General features: G+C 65.5%; 17 protein-coding genes and 1 tRNA gene. 12 read left to right on the forward strand and 6 right to left on the reverse strand.

Translation table 11 applies throughout. The features are described 5' to 3' along the window. Position 1: 1 nt before the first annotated feature. Together FMM02_RS05805 and tsaD are read right to left on the reverse strand one after the other, a co-directional pair. Entirely contained in the window at positions 2–991 is a 990-nt protein-coding gene (locus FMM02_RS05805; protein ID WP_147493973.1) for an NAD(P)H-dependent glycerol-3-phosphate dehydrogenase, read from the reverse strand. Further along, positions 988–2,019: a tRNA (adenosine(37)-N6)-threonylcarbamoyltransferase complex transferase subunit TsaD gene (gene tsaD / locus FMM02_RS05810; RefSeq protein WP_147493974.1), complete on the reverse strand. Its 1,032-nt coding sequence runs from the start codon at positions 2,017–2,019 to the stop codon at positions 988–990. Before tsaD ends, FMM02_RS05805 begins: the two co-directional genes overlap by 4 nt. A 50-nt stretch (positions 2,020–2,069) precedes the next feature. On the opposite strand from tsaD, the gene hemC reads away from it, so the two are divergent. The 5 genes from hemC to FMM02_RS05835 all read left to right on the forward strand — a co-directional run bounded on the left by hemC (position 2,070) and on the right by FMM02_RS05835 (position 6,254). Beyond that, on the forward strand, positions 2,070–2,981 hold the full coding sequence (hemC, locus tag FMM02_RS05815; RefSeq protein WP_147493975.1) for a hydroxymethylbilane synthase: 912 nt from the start codon (positions 2,070–2,072) through the stop codon (positions 2,979–2,981). Then, positions 2,978–3,640 (forward strand): uroporphyrinogen-III synthase, encoded by a 663-nt coding sequence (locus FMM02_RS05820; protein ID WP_187107704.1) that lies wholly within the window; start codon positions 2,978–2,980, stop codon positions 3,638–3,640. Before hemC ends, FMM02_RS05820 begins: the two co-directional genes overlap by 4 nt. Further along, complete coding sequence (locus FMM02_RS05825; protein ID WP_147493977.1) at positions 3,637–4,455, forward strand: hypothetical protein; 819 nt, start codon at positions 3,637–3,639, stop codon at positions 4,453–4,455. The genes FMM02_RS05820 and FMM02_RS05825 overlap by 4 nt, the downstream gene beginning before the upstream one ends. A 112-nt stretch (positions 4,456–4,567) precedes the next feature. Next, positions 4,568–5,638 (forward strand): serine hydrolase, encoded by a 1,071-nt coding sequence (locus FMM02_RS05830; protein WP_147493978.1) that lies wholly within the window; start codon positions 4,568–4,570, stop codon positions 5,636–5,638. Then, on the forward strand, positions 5,628–6,254 hold the full coding sequence (locus tag FMM02_RS05835) for a prolyl hydroxylase family protein (RefSeq protein ID WP_246104733.1): 627 nt from the start codon (positions 5,628–5,630) through the stop codon (positions 6,252–6,254). The genes FMM02_RS05830 and FMM02_RS05835 overlap by 11 nt, the downstream gene beginning before the upstream one ends. Here FMM02_RS05835 and FMM02_RS05840 read toward each other — a convergent pair. Together FMM02_RS05840 and FMM02_RS05845 are read right to left on the reverse strand one after the other, a co-directional pair. Beyond that, positions 6,220–7,851, reverse strand: coding sequence for an FAD-dependent oxidoreductase (locus FMM02_RS05840; RefSeq protein ID WP_147493979.1), 1,632 nt, complete (start codon positions 7,849–7,851; stop codon positions 6,220–6,222). The two genes, FMM02_RS05835 and FMM02_RS05840, sit on opposite strands and share 35 nt — an antisense overlap. Before the next feature lie 106 nt (positions 7,852–7,957). After that, positions 7,958–8,848: an MBL fold metallo-hydrolase gene (locus FMM02_RS05845; protein WP_147493980.1), complete on the reverse strand. Its 891-nt coding sequence runs from the start codon at positions 8,846–8,848 to the stop codon at positions 7,958–7,960. A gap of 56 nt (positions 8,849–8,904) precedes the next feature. Here FMM02_RS05845 and FMM02_RS05850 point away from each other — a divergent pair, with 56 nt between their 5' ends. The 3 genes from FMM02_RS05850 to FMM02_RS05860 are packed head-to-tail and all read left to right on the forward strand — an operon-like array spanning position 8,905 to position 10,513. Continuing rightward, a complete protein-coding gene (locus FMM02_RS05850; protein ID WP_147493981.1) occupies positions 8,905–9,213 on the forward strand; it encodes an ArsR/SmtB family transcription factor in 309 nt (102 codons plus the stop codon). Between the two features lie 12 nt (positions 9,214–9,225). After that, positions 9,226–9,750 (forward strand): rhodanese family protein, encoded by a 525-nt coding sequence (locus tag FMM02_RS05855; RefSeq protein WP_147493982.1) that lies wholly within the window; start codon positions 9,226–9,228, stop codon positions 9,748–9,750. Then, positions 9,743–10,513, forward strand: coding sequence for a sulfite exporter TauE/SafE family protein (locus FMM02_RS05860; protein WP_147493983.1), 771 nt, complete (start codon positions 9,743–9,745; stop codon positions 10,511–10,513). The genes FMM02_RS05855 and FMM02_RS05860 overlap by 8 nt, the downstream gene beginning before the upstream one ends. 10 nt (positions 10,514–10,523) lie before the next feature. Here the strand turns inward: FMM02_RS05860 and FMM02_RS05865 are convergent. Beyond that, positions 10,524–10,598: transfer RNA gene (locus tag FMM02_RS05865), tRNA-Gly, on the reverse strand. Positions 10,599–10,733: 135 nt separating this feature from the next. On the opposite strand from FMM02_RS05865, the gene FMM02_RS05870 reads away from it, so the two are divergent. Together FMM02_RS05870 and FMM02_RS05875 are read left to right on the forward strand one after the other, a co-directional pair. Beyond that, positions 10,734–11,669 (forward strand): tetratricopeptide repeat protein, encoded by a 936-nt coding sequence (locus FMM02_RS05870; protein WP_147493984.1) that lies wholly within the window; start codon positions 10,734–10,736, stop codon positions 11,667–11,669. After that, positions 11,666–12,298, forward strand: coding sequence for an LON peptidase substrate-binding domain-containing protein (locus FMM02_RS05875; protein WP_425473597.1), 633 nt, complete (start codon positions 11,666–11,668; stop codon positions 12,296–12,298). The genes FMM02_RS05870 and FMM02_RS05875 overlap by 4 nt, the downstream gene beginning before the upstream one ends. Positions 12,299–12,301: 3 nt before the next feature. Here the strand turns inward: FMM02_RS05875 and FMM02_RS05880 are convergent, their stop codons facing one another. Then, positions 12,302–13,516 (reverse strand): FAD-dependent monooxygenase, encoded by a 1,215-nt coding sequence (locus tag FMM02_RS05880; protein WP_147493985.1) that lies wholly within the window; start codon positions 13,514–13,516, stop codon positions 12,302–12,304. A gap of 98 nt (positions 13,517–13,614) precedes the next feature. On the opposite strand from FMM02_RS05880, the gene FMM02_RS05885 reads away from it, so the two are divergent. Together FMM02_RS05885 and FMM02_RS05890 are read left to right on the forward strand one after the other, a co-directional pair. Further along, the gene (locus FMM02_RS05885) at positions 13,615–15,951 is read left to right on the forward strand and encodes a DNA translocase FtsK (protein ID WP_147493986.1); all 2,337 of its coding nucleotides are present in this window, start codon (positions 13,615–13,617) and stop codon (positions 15,949–15,951) included. A 75-nt stretch (positions 15,952–16,026) separates the two neighbouring features. Continuing rightward, on the forward strand, positions 16,027–16,668 hold the full coding sequence (locus FMM02_RS05890) for a LolA family protein (protein ID WP_246104734.1): 642 nt from the start codon (positions 16,027–16,029) through the stop codon (positions 16,666–16,668). The last annotated feature ends 102 nt before the right edge of the window (positions 16,669–16,770 follow it).

The following is a 16,770-nucleotide window of genomic DNA, read 5'->3' on the forward strand; positions in this document are numbered from 1 at the left end:
ATCAATCCTCTTCGTCGCCCGGCGGGCGGCTGAGCATCGCATCGAGCAATTCGTCGATTCCGACCCGCCCCGACAGCAAGGTGACCACCGCCTCGACGATTGGCATGTCGATATCGCGGTCAACGGCGATTCGATGAAGTATCGGCGCGGTATGAGCGCCCTCCGCAACCGTCCGACGGTCGCTCATCAGCTCGGCCGCGCTCCTGCCCTCGCCGATCGCCTTGCCGAGCGAGAAATTGCGGCTGGCGGTCGAGGAGCAGGTCAGGACCAGGTCGCCAAGCCCGCTAAGGCCCGCCAGCGTTTCGCGACGCGCGCCCATCGCCATACCGAAACGCGTCATTTCCGCGAATCCGCGTGCGATCACCGCCGCCCGTGCGTTCTGACCGAGCCCGCGTCCCTCGACCACGCCGCAGGCGATGGCGAGGACATTCTTGACCGCCCCGCCGACCTCGGCGCCAGCGACGTCGTCCGACAGATAGGTGCGGAAGTTGGGGCGGGCAATCCGCTGGCGCAACTGCTGGCCCAGCGTGCTGTCGCGGCAGGCCAGCGTCACTGCGGTCGGAAGGCCGCTGGCCACTTCATGGGCGAAGGTCGGGCCTGACAACACCGCGATCGGCGAGGTTGGGCAAACTTCCGCCGCGACCTCGTGAAGCAACTTGCCCGAACTTTCCTCGATGCCCTTGGAGCAGAGGATGAGGGGCATGTTGGGGCAGGGCGCGCGCTTCAGCACGGCGCGCATGTGTTGGGCGGGTGAAACCACCAGCCAGGCGTCGGCGCTCGCCAGTTCCGAGAAGTCCGCTGTCGCGCGGACCGCCGGATTGAGCTTGATGCCTTTCAGATAGACGGGATTCTCGTGGATCCGGTTGATCGCCGTCACGACGTCGTCTTCCAGCGCCCACAGCAATGTTTCCCGGTCGCCGGCGGCGGCTACTTGCGCAAGCGCGGTACCCCAGGCGCCGCCGCCTATCACCGCAAGCTTTCCGATGGTCATGCCTTCACCCCCGCCCCCCGGACTTTCTCGCCTTCCGGATCGAGCGGCCAGCGGGCCCGCGCCGGGGCGTCGAACCCGTCGGTCAATCCCGCCGCCAACCGCTCCGCCCCGGCCCAGCCGATCATTGCCGCATTGTCGGTGCACAGCCAACCGGGCGGAACCGAAAAACCGCGGCCATGGCGCTGCGCCAGGTCGGCCAGTGCGGTTCGGACGCTGGCGTTGGCGGCGACCCCGCCCGCGACGACGAGGGTCGATGCGTCGGACTGTTCCAGTGCCTTAGCGGTACGGTCGAGGAAACAGTCGACCACCGCCTGCTGAAAGCTGGCGGCGACGTCTTCGGGCCGGTGGCTGCCGGCAATCACCGCGCGCTGAACCGCGGCCTTCAGCCCTGCAAAGCTGAAGTGCGGTTCCTTCGATCCTACCAGCGGCCGCGGCAGCGGTACCGCGGCCGAATCGCCATCACGGGCCAGCGCCTCGATCGCCGGGCCGCCGGGAAAGCCGAGCCCGAGCAACTTCGCCGCCTTGTCGAAGGCCTCGCCTGCCGCGTCGTCGATGGTTGTCGCCAGCCGCCGGTAGTCTCCGACTCCCCGCACCTCGAGAAGCTGGCAATGTCCGCCGCTGGCGAGCAGCAGCAGGTAGGGGAAGTCGAGTCCGACATCGACCAGCCTCGGGGACAGTGCATGGCCTTCGAGATGGTTTACGGCAATCAGCGGCTTGCCTGCCGAAAGGGCGAGTCCCTTGCCGACCAGAAGGCCGACCATCACCCCGCCGATCAGGCCGGGACCGGCGGTCGCGGCGATTGCATCCACTTCGCCGATCGACACATCGGCTTCGTGGAGGACCTGGCGGACGAGGCCTGGCAGGATTTCGACGTGTGCGCGGGCAGCGATTTCGGGGACGATGCCGCCGAAGGGTCGGTGCGCGTCGTTCTGGTTGACCACGGCCTGCGCCAGGATCTGGCGACTGCTGCTGACCAGCGCCGCGGCACTGTCGTCGCACGAGGATTCAAGGGCAAGGACCAACGCCATCGATCGAAGCCTTTGCCTGAAAGGCGGGCTTTGCGCTAGCGCGGGGGGCGATGACATCGAGCCCGCTCATAATCGGCACCCGCGGATCGCCGCTTGCCCTCGCCCAGGCCCATTTGGTGGCCCGGGCCGTCGAGGAGGCGCAAGGCTGGGCCGCGGGTACAGTCGCCATTCGCACCGTGACGACCAGTGGCGACCGAATCCAGGACCGGCCGCTCGCCGATATCGGTGGCAAAGCCCTGTGGACCAAGGAACTCGACCGCGCCCTGCTGGCCGGCGAAACTGATTGTTCGGTCCATTCGATGAAAGACGTCGAGGCCATCCGGCCCGATGCGCTGCGTATCGCCGCGATGCTGCCCCGCGCCGATGTGCAAGACCGGTTGATCGGGGCGGCGTCGGTCGCGGCACTAGCGCGGGGGGCGACCGTGGGCACAAGTTCGCCGCGCCGGGCGGCCCAGTTGAAACAGCGGCGCCCGGACCTCAACACGGTGCCGATCCGCGGCAATGTCGATACCCGGCTAGCAAAGCTTGCCGCAGGCGAGGTCGACGCGACACTGCTGGCGGCCGCCGGGCTCGATCGGCTGGGGCGCGGCACAACCGGCGTAGCGATCGACCTGCTGCCGGCGCCCGGACAGGGCGCGATCGGGATCGAGTGCCGCGCGGGCGATGGCCGGGTCGAAACCCTGCTGGCGGCGATCGACCATCACCCGACCCATGTGGCGGTGGCTGCGGAACGCGCGTTCGTCCGCGCGCTCGGCGGCAGCTGCCATTCGCCGGTTGCGGCTCAGGCCACCGTGAAGGACGAGATGCTGACATTCCGCTGCGAACTGCTGAGCGAAGACGGCCGCTGCCACATCTACCGGGAGGCATGGTTTGCGGCCGGCGACCTCGACGGGCCCGCCGACCTGGGCCGGGCGATGCTTGCCGAAGCGCCCGACGCGGTCCAAGCCCTGTTTACCGGATGAAGCCGCTTATCCTTCTGCGCTCCGAGCCAGGATTGTCGGAAACGGCGGAGCGCGCGAGATCGCTGGGCCTTGAACCCATTGCCTGCCCCTTGTTCGAAGTCATTGCGCGCGACTGGCAAGCTCCGGCGCGCGGCGCGTTCACTGGGCTGCTGCTAACCAGCGCCAATGCGGTCAGGCACGGTGGACCGGCGCTCGCGCCGTATCGGCCGCTACCAGTCCATGCCGTGGGCGAGGCGACCGCCGAAGCAGCCCGAGGCGCCGGATTCACGGTCGCGACGGTAGGCAATGGCGATGCGGCTTCACTGCTGGAGTCGCTTCCCGACGAACTTCGCCTGCTTCACCTCTGCGGTACGCATCGCGCTTCGGGTTCGGATGATCCGCGGGTGCTCAACATCCCCGTTTATGAAGCGCGCACAGTTGAAGCAGCGTCGTTGCCCGATCTATCCGATACCGTCATTGCCGTGCACAGCGCCCGGGCCGGCAGGCGGCTGGCCGAACTGGCCTGCACCTCGCAGCGCGCGGCGATCTGCGCGATCAGCAAGGCCGCGGCGCTGGCCTGCGGGACTGGCTGGGAGCGGGTCGAATGGGCCGACAGACCCGACGATTCACGCCTGCTGGCGCTGGCCGCGCGGCTGTGTCACACAGCGGCCGACCGATGACCGTGAACACCGCCCGCCACACTGGATCCTGGAGCGCCCGCATCGCCTGGAGCTTGCTGCTCCTGGTAGCCGGGGCCGCCTTGGCGACCTGGGGACTGACGCGCTGGGACGAAGCAGCGCGGTTTATCGGGGTTGCGCCCCAGCCGCCGCTGGAGATCGTTCGCCAGCCGATCATCAGCACTTCGCCGCCGCCGACTGCTGCCCAGTCGCTGAGCGCCGCCGACGTCGCGCGCATCGCGACGCTGGAATCCCGATTGAGCGCGATCGAAGGCGCTGCTGAGGCCGCCGCCGGGTCGGCCGGACGGGCGGACGCGCTGCTAATCGCCTTTGCCGCGCGCCGGGCGATCGACCGCGGCGTGGCGCTTGGTTATCTCGAGCCGCTGCTCGTCCAACGTTTCGGAGCGACCCACCAGGGGTCGATTTCGACGATCGTCACTGCGTCGCGCGACCCGGTTCGCCTCGAAGGGCTGGTCGAACAATATGAAACGCTCGGACCGCAGTTGCGCGGTGGGGGCCCCGAGGAAGGATGGTGGGACGCGTTTCGTCGTGAGCTGGGCGGGGTCGTCTCCTTCCGCCGGGGCGACACGCCCTCGCCCCGCCCACAGGCCCGCTACGACCGCGCGCTGGCGCGACTCAAAGCCGGGGAGGTCGATGCCGCGTTGGCGGAAACCATGCGCCTGCCGGGCGCGATCAATGCCAGCGACTGGATCGGGCGGGCCCGCCGCTACATCTCCGCGCACCGCGCGCTGGACGAGATCGAATCCGCGGCGCTGATGGGCGGCGGAAGCCGGATGGTTCCGGCACAGGCGATCTAGCGGGGTTGGCAAGGCAGGCCGGATTTGCAAGTTTCGCGGGCAAGGCCAGGTTCAGCCGGCCGGGGCTAAGACCTTCAAGAGACTGACGGAGTAACAGGGGGATAAGGGCGGCATGACGTCATTTGCGTATCGGTTGTTCATCGCGGCGGGCCTGGTTGCCTCGCCGACGGCTTCAGCTTCGCAAGCTTCCGATCCTCTTGCCCCCTTGCCCAGCGACGCGGTTCAGCAAACCCGGGCGGTTAAGACCGGGCCACTGGAACTTCGCGAGCAGATCAGTTCGCTGAGCCGCGCCTTTCCGGGAATTGCCGGCGTTTCGGTGATGTCAATCAAGGACGGGTGGCAGATCGGTTATAACGACCGGAAGCTGTTTCCCCAGCAGAGCTGTTCCAAGCTCTGGGTGGCAATCACCGCGTTGGACGCCGTCGATCGGGGACGGGTCAGCCTCAACGATCGGGTGACCATCGGCCGGGACGATTTGACCCTGTTCCATCAGCCGATCCGTACCAAGGTGCTGGGCAACGGCAGCCACACGACCACGCTGGGGGCGCTGCTCCAGTCAGCGATTACCGAGAGCGACAATACCGCCAATGACAAGCTGATGCGCTCGGTCGGGGGACCGCTGGCGGTTCGCGACATGATCGACTCCAAACGCTTGGGATCAATTCGCTTCTATGAGGGCGAGCGGGCGCTCCAGTCGCGCATCGCCGGCCTCATCTGGAGCCAGAGCTATTCGGTCGGGGACGCCTTTTACAAGGCGCGTGGCGCGCTCCCGTCGGCCGTGCGGAAGGCCTCGTTCGAACGCTATATCGCCGATCCCTATGACGGCGCTGCTCCGCAGGCGGTGACCCAGTCGCTAGCTCGGCTGAAGCGCGGCGAATTACTGTCGCCTGCCTCGACCCAGCGGCTGCTGTCGACAATGGCCTCGACCAAGACGGGCGCGCTGCGCGTCCGCGCAGCGATGAAGCCGGGGTGGAAGTGGAGCCACAAGACCGGCACCGGGCAGAATTTTCAGGGCCGGGTCGGCGGGATCAACGATATCGGCATCCTTACCGCCCCCGACGGCACAGCCTATGCGATGGCGATCATGACCGTCCCGAGCAAGTCGGACGGCGCGGCCCAGGAATTTATGCAGAAAATCGCCCGGGCGGTTATCGCCGATCACGAAGCCCGGCGTGGCGGCTGAACCGACCCTTGAACGATTGCGGGCCAACCCTGCAATCCAGCGCGTTCCCAATCCCAAGCTCGACCTGTTCCTGATGCGAGACTTCCTCGACGAGTGGGAGTGCGCGCAGCTGGTCGCGTTGATCGATCGGGACCGGAGGCCCTCGACGCTCGCCGACGACCAGGGCATCCCCGATTTCCGGACCAGCGAGTCCTGCGACCTTGATCCCGCCGATCCGTTGGTTGCGTCGGTCCAGCAGCGGCTTTGCGACCTGCTTGCGATTGGTCGGGCGCATGCGGAAGCCCTGCAGGGCCAGCGCTACGCCCCCGGACAGGAGTTCAAGCCGCATACCGACAGCTTTAATCCCGGCAGCGCCGATTATTTCCTGCATTGCGCGGATTCGGGACAGCGCAGCTGGACGGCGATGATTTACCTCAATGCGCCCGAGGCCGGGGGCGCAACGCGGTTCAAGCTGATCGGCAAGACGGTAATGCCGGAGCGCGGCAAGCTTCTGATCTGGAACAACCTCAGGCCGGACGGACAACCCAACCCCGCGACGCTCCATCAGGGCATGAAGGTCCGGCAGGGGACAAAATATATCCTTACCCAGTGGTACCGTCAGCACCCGTTGCCGTAATGGTTCGGACCGCCGGCCGGCGGATACTCTCGGCGATCCGGTCCGCGGTGCGCAGAGCAAGGGCAACGATGGTCAGCGTCGGATTAGCCCAGCCGCCGGTGGGAAATAGCGAGCTGCCAGCGATGTGCAGATTGGCCAGTCCATGGACCTTGCCCCAGCTATCGGTGACGCCGCGCTTGGGATCGTCGGCCATGCGGGTGGTACCCATATGATGGAATCCACCGATGGGATGGGCGCTGACCAGCCCGTCGCTCACCCATTGCTTGGAACCTGCACTGAGCCAGGTCGCAGGCTCGGCAGTGCCAAGCCCAAGCCGCTCGGCTTCACGGCCAATGGCCGCGACAAGCCCGGCAACGCTATCGACATCAATCGCCGACAAACGCCAGTCGAGTCTGGCGCGCGGCATGCCGCTGGCGTCGCGACTATCGGACAGGAGGACGCGGCTATCGGGATTGGGGGCCTGTTCGGCGCGGACCACCAGCGCCAGGTCAAGATTGTTGAGCCGTTTCATCGCCCAGGGGTGAAGCGGGCCGATCGCGCCAGTATATCCGCGAACGAGTTGTTTCGTCGCCTTCCATAGTGAACGCCCACGCCGGGTCGGGGCGGTGCGGTGCTTGACGTGAAGGTAGGCCCGTTTGAGCAGCGGATGGCTGCCGCCTTCGGGCTGGCGGACGGCGACGGTGATGGCGCTGTTGAGAAGCCCTTCACGGCGCTGCAGCGCGGACGACGGGGTGATTGCAGGCGACATTTCGACGCCGCCCACACGGCGCTTTGCGAACGCCGACAGCCATTGCCATTCGAAGCGGCCGATGATCCGTCCGCCACGAGCGTGGGGATGCTCCATGAAATAACGGCCGACGAGGTCGTGGCCGTTGCCAAGCCCGGCCGTTGCAACCGAATTCGATGCCAGGAGAATCCGGGGATTCTCGATACCGCCAGCGGCCAGCAGGAAGTGGCGGGCGCGGACATCGATCACTCGGCCGTCGGGCTTAACGATATCGAGCCGCTCAATCGATTGCAGGTCGGGTGCGGGGATTATCTCCCGAACGGTGGCGTGGATCAGCAGGGTGCAGCGCGGGTCACTTTCCAGGTCGGATGCGCGATCGATCGTGAAACGGTCGAACTTGGGATCGAAACTCCACCATCGGACGGCAAGCTCTTCGGGCGAAAATCTATTGAGGATGGAATCCTGTTGCGGGGGAGCGGCCCGTTCCACGCCGAACATCTGCCGGGCTTCTTCGGCCTCGCCGGCAATATCATCGGGTGCGATCGGCCAGCCACTGTGAGGAACCCAGGAACGCCGTTCAAAATCAATCGGGTCGAGCTCGGCGCAACGTCCACCCCATACTGCGGTCGTACCACCGAAGAAACGCAAACGGCTGTGATCGAGCGGATGATAGGGCTGCCCGACGATTTCGCCGGCATTGAGATCGGCGGCCTCGGCCTCATGATCGATCCCGCCGCTTTCGATGATCACGACGCGGCACCCGTGCTTCAAGAGGCGGCGTGCGGCGGCTTGTCCGGCAGCGCCCGACCCAATGATCGCAACATCGGCGGTGAGCGCCTCCGGAGCATCGCCGGCACAGTCGATCCGCATTCCACCCCCGTTAAAAACCCGCTATCGTCCTGGACGAGATATAGTGGTTATCCCCGATTTGTCAGGGTCCGCGAAACAGGAGCCCCAACGAAATGCCCCAAGGGGGTCAGCCGAGTTGCTGTTCGTCCACTCCTGCCTTCAGCTTGACCGGGATTTTGAGATAGCGGACGCCATCTTTTTCCGCGGGCGGGAATCGGCCGCCGCGCATGTTGACCTGGATTGATGGAATGAGCAGTCGGGGCGCCGGGAGGGAGCGATCACGTTCTTCGCGCATGGCCACAAATTCGTCTTCGCTGATTCCCTGATGAACATGGCGGTTGGCTTCGCGTTGGGCGCCGACGGTCGTTTCCCAAGCGAATTCGTCGCGGCCCGGCGCCTTGTAGTCGTGGCACATGAACAGCCGGGTTTCAGGCGGCAGCGAGAGAATCTTGCGGATCGACTGGTAAAGTTGCCGGGCGCTGCCGCCAGGGAAGTCGGCCCGGGCGGTGCCATAGTCAGGCATGAACAGGGTGTCGCCGACGAACACCGCGTCGCCGATCTTATAGCTAAGGTCAGCCGGCGTGTGGCCGGGGGTGTGGATCGACTCGATGGTCAGGCCGCCCACCTCGATGATCTCGCCATCGCTCAGCAGCCGGTCGAAATCGGCGCCGTCCGACTTAAGATCGTCCGCGCCGAAGATTGGCCGGAAAATCGTCTGCACATCGCGGACATGCTCACCGATCGCGACCTTGGCCCCGGTCCGCGCCTTGATCAGCGGAGCACCCGAGAGATGGTCGGCATGGACATGGGTTTCGAGAACCCATTGGATGGTCACGCTTTCCGAATCGGCGGCTTCCAAAAGCGCATCAACCGAGGTTTGGTCGACGCTGCCCGAGGCGACGTCGAAATCGAGCACCGGGTCGATCACGACTCCGAGGCGCGTCTCCGGGTCCCACACCAAGTAGGTCACGGTAAAGGTCGGCTCATCGAAAAAGGCACGGATCATTGGCTTGGTCATGAATGACCTATAAGCCTTGACTATTATATAAGCAAGAGCTAATTTAGTGACTGCTTATGAACACGATGCAAGCCGATTTCATTCAACAAGCTGGCAGCGCCGCCGCGATGCTGCGCGCGCTGGCCAATGAACAACGGCTGTTGATCCTTTGCCATCTGGAGGCCGAAGGCGAACTTAATGTCAGTGCGCTCGGTAAGCGGCTGACGCTCGGCCAGTCGGCCTTGTCGCAGCACCTCGCCAAGCTGCGCGACGAGGGTCTCGTCGAAATCCGGCGCGAGGCCCAGACGGTCCATTATCGGATCGCCGACGACAGGGTCCGTGCCCTGCTCGGCACATTGCGCCAGCAATTCTGCCCAGAACTTTAAGGAGTATTTGAAGTGACCGTTCGTACAATTTCTCCAGCCGAAGCCCGCCGCTTGATCGACCAGGGTGCGCGGCTGATCGATATCCGCGACGCCGACGAACATGCCCGAGAACGGATCGCCGGCGCGACTAGCGTGCCCCTCAGCCAGTTGCTGGAACGGCCCCTCAAGGGCGACATTCTCCTTTTTCATTGCCGGAGCGGGCTGCGCACGGCGCAGGCCGCCGACCGGCTGGCCGCGGCAGCGGGCGGGCGAGATTGCTATATCGTCGAAGGCGGACTTAGCGGCTGGCAACGCGCCGGGCAGCCCGTCGAGAAAGCGAAGGGCGCCCCGATCGAGATGCAGCGGCAGGTGATGATCGCCGCCGGTGGCTTGGTGCTGCTCGGGACCCTGATGTCGCTGTTCATCGCGCCGGCTTGGATCGGAATGGCGATCTTTGTCGGTGCGGGCCTGATGTTCGCCGGCATCAGCGGCTTTTGCGGCATGGCTCGGCTATTGGCGATGATGCCATGGAACCGGGGCACCCCAAGCCTTGGTTGACGCCATTATCGCGGCCATCGGCGGCAGCCTGGTCGGCTTCAGCTTGGCGCTGGTCGGCGGTGGCGGTTCGATCCTGGCGGTGCCGTGGCTGGTCTATGCCGTCGGTATGGCCAGTCCGCATGCGGCGATCGGCACCAGCGCCGTCGGGGTCGGTGCGAATGCCCTGATCGGCTTGGTCGGCAAGACCCGCTCCGGAGCGGTCCGTTGGAAACCGGGCCTGATCTTCGCCGCGGCGGGAATTTTGGGCGCTGCACTCGGCTCCATCGCCGGCAAGGCGTTCGACGGCGAAGGCCTTCTCGCGCTGTTTGCAGTCCTGATGATTATCGTCGGGGCGCTGATGCTGCGCCGGGGCGAACCGCAGTCCCCGCATCGTCTTGCACTAGACCGGGCAACGGTGGTCAAGCTGTCGCTGTACGGCATCAGCGCTGGACTGATGTCCGGATTCTTCGGGATAGGCGGTGGATTTCTGATTGTCCCGGGCCTAGTCGCGGCGACCGCCATGCCGATCTTCAACGCCATGGCGACTAGCTTGGTTGCGGTGACCAGTTTCGGCTTCACCACCGCCGGAAGTTATGCCTTGTCGGGACTTGTCGACTGGGGCGTTGCGGGCGCATTCATCGGGGGCGGCCTGATCGGATCGGTCGCCGGCCAGAAACTTGCTGTTCGCCTGGCTTTGGCGCGCGGCGCGCTGACCAAAGTGTTCGCCGCCCTGATCGTCGCGGTCGCAGCCTATATGTTGTGGGAAGCGGCGGCGGCCATCTAGCCGCCAGCGCTGGAGCGGGCGAAGGGATTCGAACCCTCGACCCCAACCTTGGCAAGGTTGTGCTCTACCCCTGAGCTACGCCCGCTCTGAGCTGAACCGCAGTGCCGAAACGAGCCGATGCATCGTGGCCTGCGATGAGGTGAGCGGGCGCCTAGCATCGGCTTTTCAGCCGCGCAACCCCCTTGGAGCGAACCTTGCCCGCCAAGCGGGGCGGGCCCATATGCAACCTTCATCGAATGAGGAGCAGGCAGTGGCCACATTGGGCGTCAGCGAATCCGAACGGGAAGCGATCGAGCGGTTTCGCCGCGAGGTCATCGAACCGTCGATGACCAGCCTGGTGATCCTCGATTTCTGGGCGGACTGGTGCGGCCCATGCAAGCAGCTTGGGCCGGTCCTTGAAAAGGTCGCCGCCGATTATGCGGACCGCGGCGTGGTGCTGGCCAAGATCGACGTCGAACAAGACAAGCTGATCGCCGCCCAGTTCCGGATCCAGTCGATTCCCACCGTCTATGCGCTGTTCCAGGGACAGCCGGTCGCAGACCTCACCCAATATCGCACCGAAGCACAGCTGGGCCGCGCGCTCGACCAGTTGCTTGGCCAGTTGCCTGTCAAAGGAGCCGCGCAGGATCTGGCGGCGCAGGTCGAGCCGCTGATTGCCATGGCCGAGGAAGTGTTAACCGAAGGCGATTTCGACCGGGCCGAGAATATCTTCACTCAGATCCGCGAACTGGACCCGGACAATCCGCAGGTGATCGGCGGGCTGGCGCGGGCAATGATCGGCGCCGGCAGGACCGAAGAAGCCAGGGCGCTGTTGGGATCGCTCGATGGCACGCTTTCCACCCATCCCGCAGTCGCCCGTGCGACAGCCGCCCTCGATGTAGCGGAGACGCCGGCGGCAGATGTGTCCGCCGAGCAAGGTAGGCTGGCCGCCGACCCGGATGACCATGAGGCCCGCTTTGCCATTGCCCAGACTCTGATGGCGTCGGGCGACCGCGAAGGAGCGGCGGACCACCTGCTGGAAATCATTGCCCGCGACCGCGGCTGGAACGACGAGGCGGCGCGTACCAGGCTGCTGCAGATGCTCGAGGCTGCCGGGTTCGAGGATCCATGGGGCCGCGCGGTCCGCCGTCGCTTGTCGGCGCTGCTGTTCACATGATGGGCAGCAACCCCACCCGGATCCCCATTTTCCCGTTGGCTGGCGGGCTCCTGTTCCCTCGCTCGCAATTGCCGCTGCATATTTTTGAGCCGCGCTACCGCGACATGGTTCGCGACGCGCTGGCCGGACAAGGCCGTATCGGCATGATCCAGCCAAGTGGCAGCGGCGATCCCGCTCCCCTTTTCCGGTCGGGTTGCGTTGGCGAAATCATCGCTGCCGAGGAACTCGACGACGGGCGCTTCAACATCGTCCTGCACGGATCGAACCGGTTTCGCCTGATTGCCGAACGCGATCTCGGCACCCCCTATCGCCAGGCCGATGTCGACCTTGCTGCCTTCGACGATTCCGAACCTGAGCCGCTCGGACTCGCTCAGCGCGCGGAGGTCGAGCGGGAGGCGCGGCGGTTCGGTGATGCGCTGGGCCTAGCGGTCGATTGGGGCGCCGTCGGTCAGCTCGACGACGAAATGCTGGTCAACGCCATTGCCCAAGTCGCGCCGTTCGATGTGGGCGCCAAGCAGGCGCTGCTCGAAGAGGATTCGCTCGCCGGACGAGCCGATCTGGTGGTGCAGTTGATGCAATTTCAGCGGCTGGCGCCCGGGGGCGCGGATGCCGGCCAGACGCTGCAGTAATCGTTAGATCGGCAGGCCGCGCAGCAGCAGCGGAAGGTCCCCACTAGTTCCCCGCGCTTCGGCCATCAGCCGGTCCTTGACCGGTCCGATCCGGTTGATCAGGCCCATGCCGAACCGCCGAACTGTCGACGCGGCTTGACCGGGAATCCCATAGATACGGGTAAGGCTGTCGGTCGCCAGGCTGACCATGAACGTGTCTAGTCCCCTCCACCGCTGATAGCGGTCGAGCAGTTGCCTGTCCCCGAGATCGAGCCCGAGCCGCGCACCTTCGACCAGAACCTGGGCCAGCGCCGCGGCGTCGCGGTAGCCGAGGTTGACGCCCTGGCCGGCAATCGGATGGATTCCATGGGCCGCATCGCCGACCAGCGCCAGCCGCCGATCGGTAATCCGCGCGGCATGGTGGAAGCCAAGTGGATAGGTGGAGCGCGGGGCAAGCATCGCGATTTTGCCGAGGAAGCCACCCATTGCCGCCTCCGCCTCGGCCGCGAAATCCTCGTCGCTGAGGGACAGGAGCCCGGGGACATCGTCGGCCGCGACCGACCAGACGATCGCTGACCGGTGCCCGCCATCGTCGGTCATCGGCAGCAGCGCAAAGGGGCCCGCCGGATAGAAGATTTCATACGCGACCTGATCGTGGGGCCGCTCGTGGCGCAGTGTCGACACGATCGCGCCATGATCATATTTCCAGCGCGCGCAACGGATCCCCGCCGCCTCCCGCGTTGGCGAATTGCGACCTTCGGCGGCGACGAGCAACGGCGCTCCCATCACCCTACCGTCTTCGAGCCGGACGGTCACGCCATGTTCGGCGCGATCGACTGCGGCGGGTTTCGACTTCCACATCAGCCAGATGTGCCGCCCCTGTTCGGCCCGGGCGCGCAACGCCGCGCGAAGGTGGCGATTTTCGTTCATCCAGCCGAGCGGCTCGCCATCGTCGCCGGGGTCGAAGACCAGCCCGCCGGGATCGAGCCCGTCGGCGACCTCGATCCGCCGGATCGGGCAACCGGGCACCGGGAAATGATCGGTGATACCGATCGTATCGAACATCCGCCTCGACGAGGAGGACAAGGCGCTGGTGCGCCCGTCGAACGCCGCGTTATTGCGCTGATCGGGATCGGCCGGGTCGATGACGATCGACGACAGGCCGCTGGCGTCGAGCGCAGCTGCCAGCGCGAGCCCGACTAGCCCGCCGCCAAGGATGATCACGTCCGCTCGGTCCATCTCCCTCCCCTAACCATCGCATCGCGGCGAGGGAAGTCTTGCTCCGGACTCGGGCGACAGGCAGTATGGGACGATGAAGGACCGGGGGAACTGACGTCATGGCGACGGCGGCGCAGCGCGCGCAAAAAAAGGAACTGGGGCCGCATTGGCGCGATACGCTCGCGGCATCGGTCCGCGCCTTCATCCGCAAGACGATCGGGGTCGTGCTAATCGGCCTCTCGCTCGCGCTGTCCGTCGCGCTGGCCACCCATTCCAGCGTTGATCCCAGCTTCAGCACTGCGGCGGGAGGGCCGCCGGTCAATTGGATAGGTACATTCGGCGCCTATGCCAGCGATCTCATGCTGTTCTTGTTCGGGCCCGCGTCTGCCCTGTTCCTCCCGCTGGTGGGCTTGGCCGGTGTCAGGCTGGTTCGCGGCGCCGAGGCCGGGCGCCTAGGCCGGGCGCTACTGCTCGGCGGGACCGGAGCCGCACTGATCGGCGTGGCGCTGGGCCTGCTTGCCGGAGACGCGGTTAGCGGGCTTCCCGCCGGCTATGGCGGAGTGATTGGCCTAGGCGGTGCCTATGGCGCCGAAACGGCGGTCGGCCTGATCGGGGACCCAGCGATCGAAGGACCAACCCGGCTCGCGCTGATGGCGTTGCTGGCGATCGGCGGGGCATTCATTGGTTTTCTGTCGCTGGGCCTGCGACCCGAGGAGAAGCAGTGGGCCGCAGACAAGTTGCGGCGGGATCCGTCTGTGGCGCCGACGCGCCCACGACGGACCCGCGAGCAGCGCGACAACGAGTGCGAGAACGCAGCGCAGCCACCGCGCTCGCGTCCTGCCGTCGCAGTAGGCGAACCGGCAAAGGCGATCGCGCCCGCGGCCAAGGCCGGCCCGAAACGCGGCAAGGCGGCCGCCGGCCAGGCCAGCCTGGCGCTGGGCGACAATTACCAGCTGCCGTCACTCGACCTGCTGGCCGCTCCGCCGCCCGGCGACAAGAAGCAGATCGATCGCGCGGGCCTGGAGCGCAACGCCCGGCTACTCGAAAGCGTCCTCGAGGATTTCCACGTCCGCGGCGATATCGTCGAGGTCCGCCCCGGCCCCGTGGTCACCATGTATGAGCTCGAGCCGGCAAGCGGGATCAAGGCCAGCCGCGTCATCCAGCTAGCCGACGACATCGCCCGAAACATGTCGGCATTGTCGGCACGCGTTGCGACGATCCCGGGACGAAGCGTCATCGGCATCGAGCTGCCCAACCAGAAGCGCGAGACGGTCAGCTTGTCCGAACTGATCGGAAGCCAGGCGTTCGAGGACCAGAACATGGCGCTGCCCCTGATCCTGGGGAAGAATATCAGCGGCGACCCGGTGATCGCTGATCTTGCACCGATGCCGCACTTGCTGGTCGCCGGAACCACCGGATCGGGCAAGTCGGTGGGCCTCAACTGCATGATCCTGTCACTGCTCTATCGGCTGAGTCCCGACGAATGCCGGATGATCATGATCGACCCGAAGATGCTGGAATTGAGCATCTACGACGACATTCCCCACCTGCTGGCGCCGGTGGTTACCGAACCCGGCAAGGCGATCCGCGCGCTCAAATGGACCGTCGAACAGATGGAGGAACGTTATCGGATGATGGCCAGCCTAGGCGTCCGGCAACTTGCCAGCTTCAATGCCAAGGTCCGCGATTCCAAGGCGAAGGGTGCCCGGCTCGGCCGTCGGGTGCAGACCGGTTATGACGCGGATACCGGCCAGCCGGTCTATGAGACCGAAGAGCTGGAATACGACGTCTTGCCGCAGATCGTAGTGGTGGTCGATGAACTGGCCGACCTGATGATGACCGCAGGCAAGGAAGTGGAATTCCTGATCCAGCGCCTGGCACAAAAAGCACGCGCGGCGGGGATTCACCTGATCATGGCGACGCAGCGGCCGTCCGTCGACGTCATCACCGGGGTGATCAAGGCCAACCTTCCGACCCGCATCAGCTTCCAGGTGACGAGCAAGATCGATTCGCGCACGATCCTTGGCGAGCAGGGAGCCGAGCAGCTGCTGGGCAAGGGCGATATGCTCTATATGCCCGGCGGCAAGCAGATCATCCGGGTCCATGGTCCCTTCGTCAGCGACGAGGAGGTTCGTGCGATCGCCGACCATTGGCGGCGGCAGGGCACGCCCGACTATATCCAGTCGGTTACCGAGGAGCCGGAGGACGGCGGCTATTTGTTCGATGGCCAGCCGGTCGGCGACGACGACCCGGAGACCCAGCTCTATCGCAAGGCGGTGCAGATCGTTGCCGAGAGCCAAAAGGCTTCGACCAGCTACCTGCAGCGGCAGCTGCGGGTCGGCTATAATAGTGCCGCGCGGCTGATTGAGCGGATGGAGAAAGACGGGCTGGTCGGCCAGCCCGACCATGTCGGCCGCCGCGAGGTATTGATCGACACCGAGGGCCATCCGATCTGAGTTGCGAACAGGACCGGGCAGCTGAACCCTGGGGAACCGAAGGGTTCAGGACGCATTCAAGCCCGGAACGCCACGATGATGGCCAGAATTTTCCAGGAGATTTCGATGCTTTCTTCCAAATCCTTTGCGCGCGCGTTTGTGCCGGTCGCGCTGGTGGCGCTTGCGGCGCCAGCCCAGGCCAACGACCTCAAGTCGGTAGAAGCCAGCCTGTCGGCGACCCAGTCGATGACGGCCAATTTCGTCCAGACCGACGGCAAGGGCCGGCAAATGGCCGGAACGCTCAGCCTCAAGCGGCCAGGCAAGATCCGGTTCGCCTATGGCGGCGGTGTCAACATGCTGCTGGTAGCCAACGGCAAGACGCTTTCCTTCATCGACTATGACGTCGGGCAAAAGTCGAGCTGGCCGATTGCCAAGTCACCCTTGTCGGTACTCCTGTCGCCCAATCCTGACCTCGGCCGGATCGCCCGGCTGGTGCCGAGCGACAATCCGCAAGTCGTGGTCGTAAGGGCGCGCGACGCGCGCCGGCCCGAATTCGGTACGCTGGTGCTGGCCTTCATAAAGTCGGCAAGCGCGCCCGGGGGCCTTCGCCTCGAAGGCTGGACGGCGATCGACGCCCAAAACAAGAAGACGACGGTGCGTCTGTCGAACCAGCGTTATAACGTGGCGGTGCCCGACAGCGCCTTCACTTATGCCGAACCGAAACGCAAAAAAGCGTAGCAATCGAAAACGGTTAAGCTTGGGGACAGCTTGCCGTTGATACACCATGACATAGATCGGCGGATACCGGGGTTTCCCCCTGTTACCCGGGTGACACGCCGG

The sequence above is a fragment of the Sphingomonas xanthus genome (genome assembly GCF_007998985.1).
Taxonomy (GTDB): domain Bacteria; phylum Pseudomonadota; class Alphaproteobacteria; order Sphingomonadales; family Sphingomonadaceae; genus Sphingomicrobium; species Sphingomicrobium xanthum.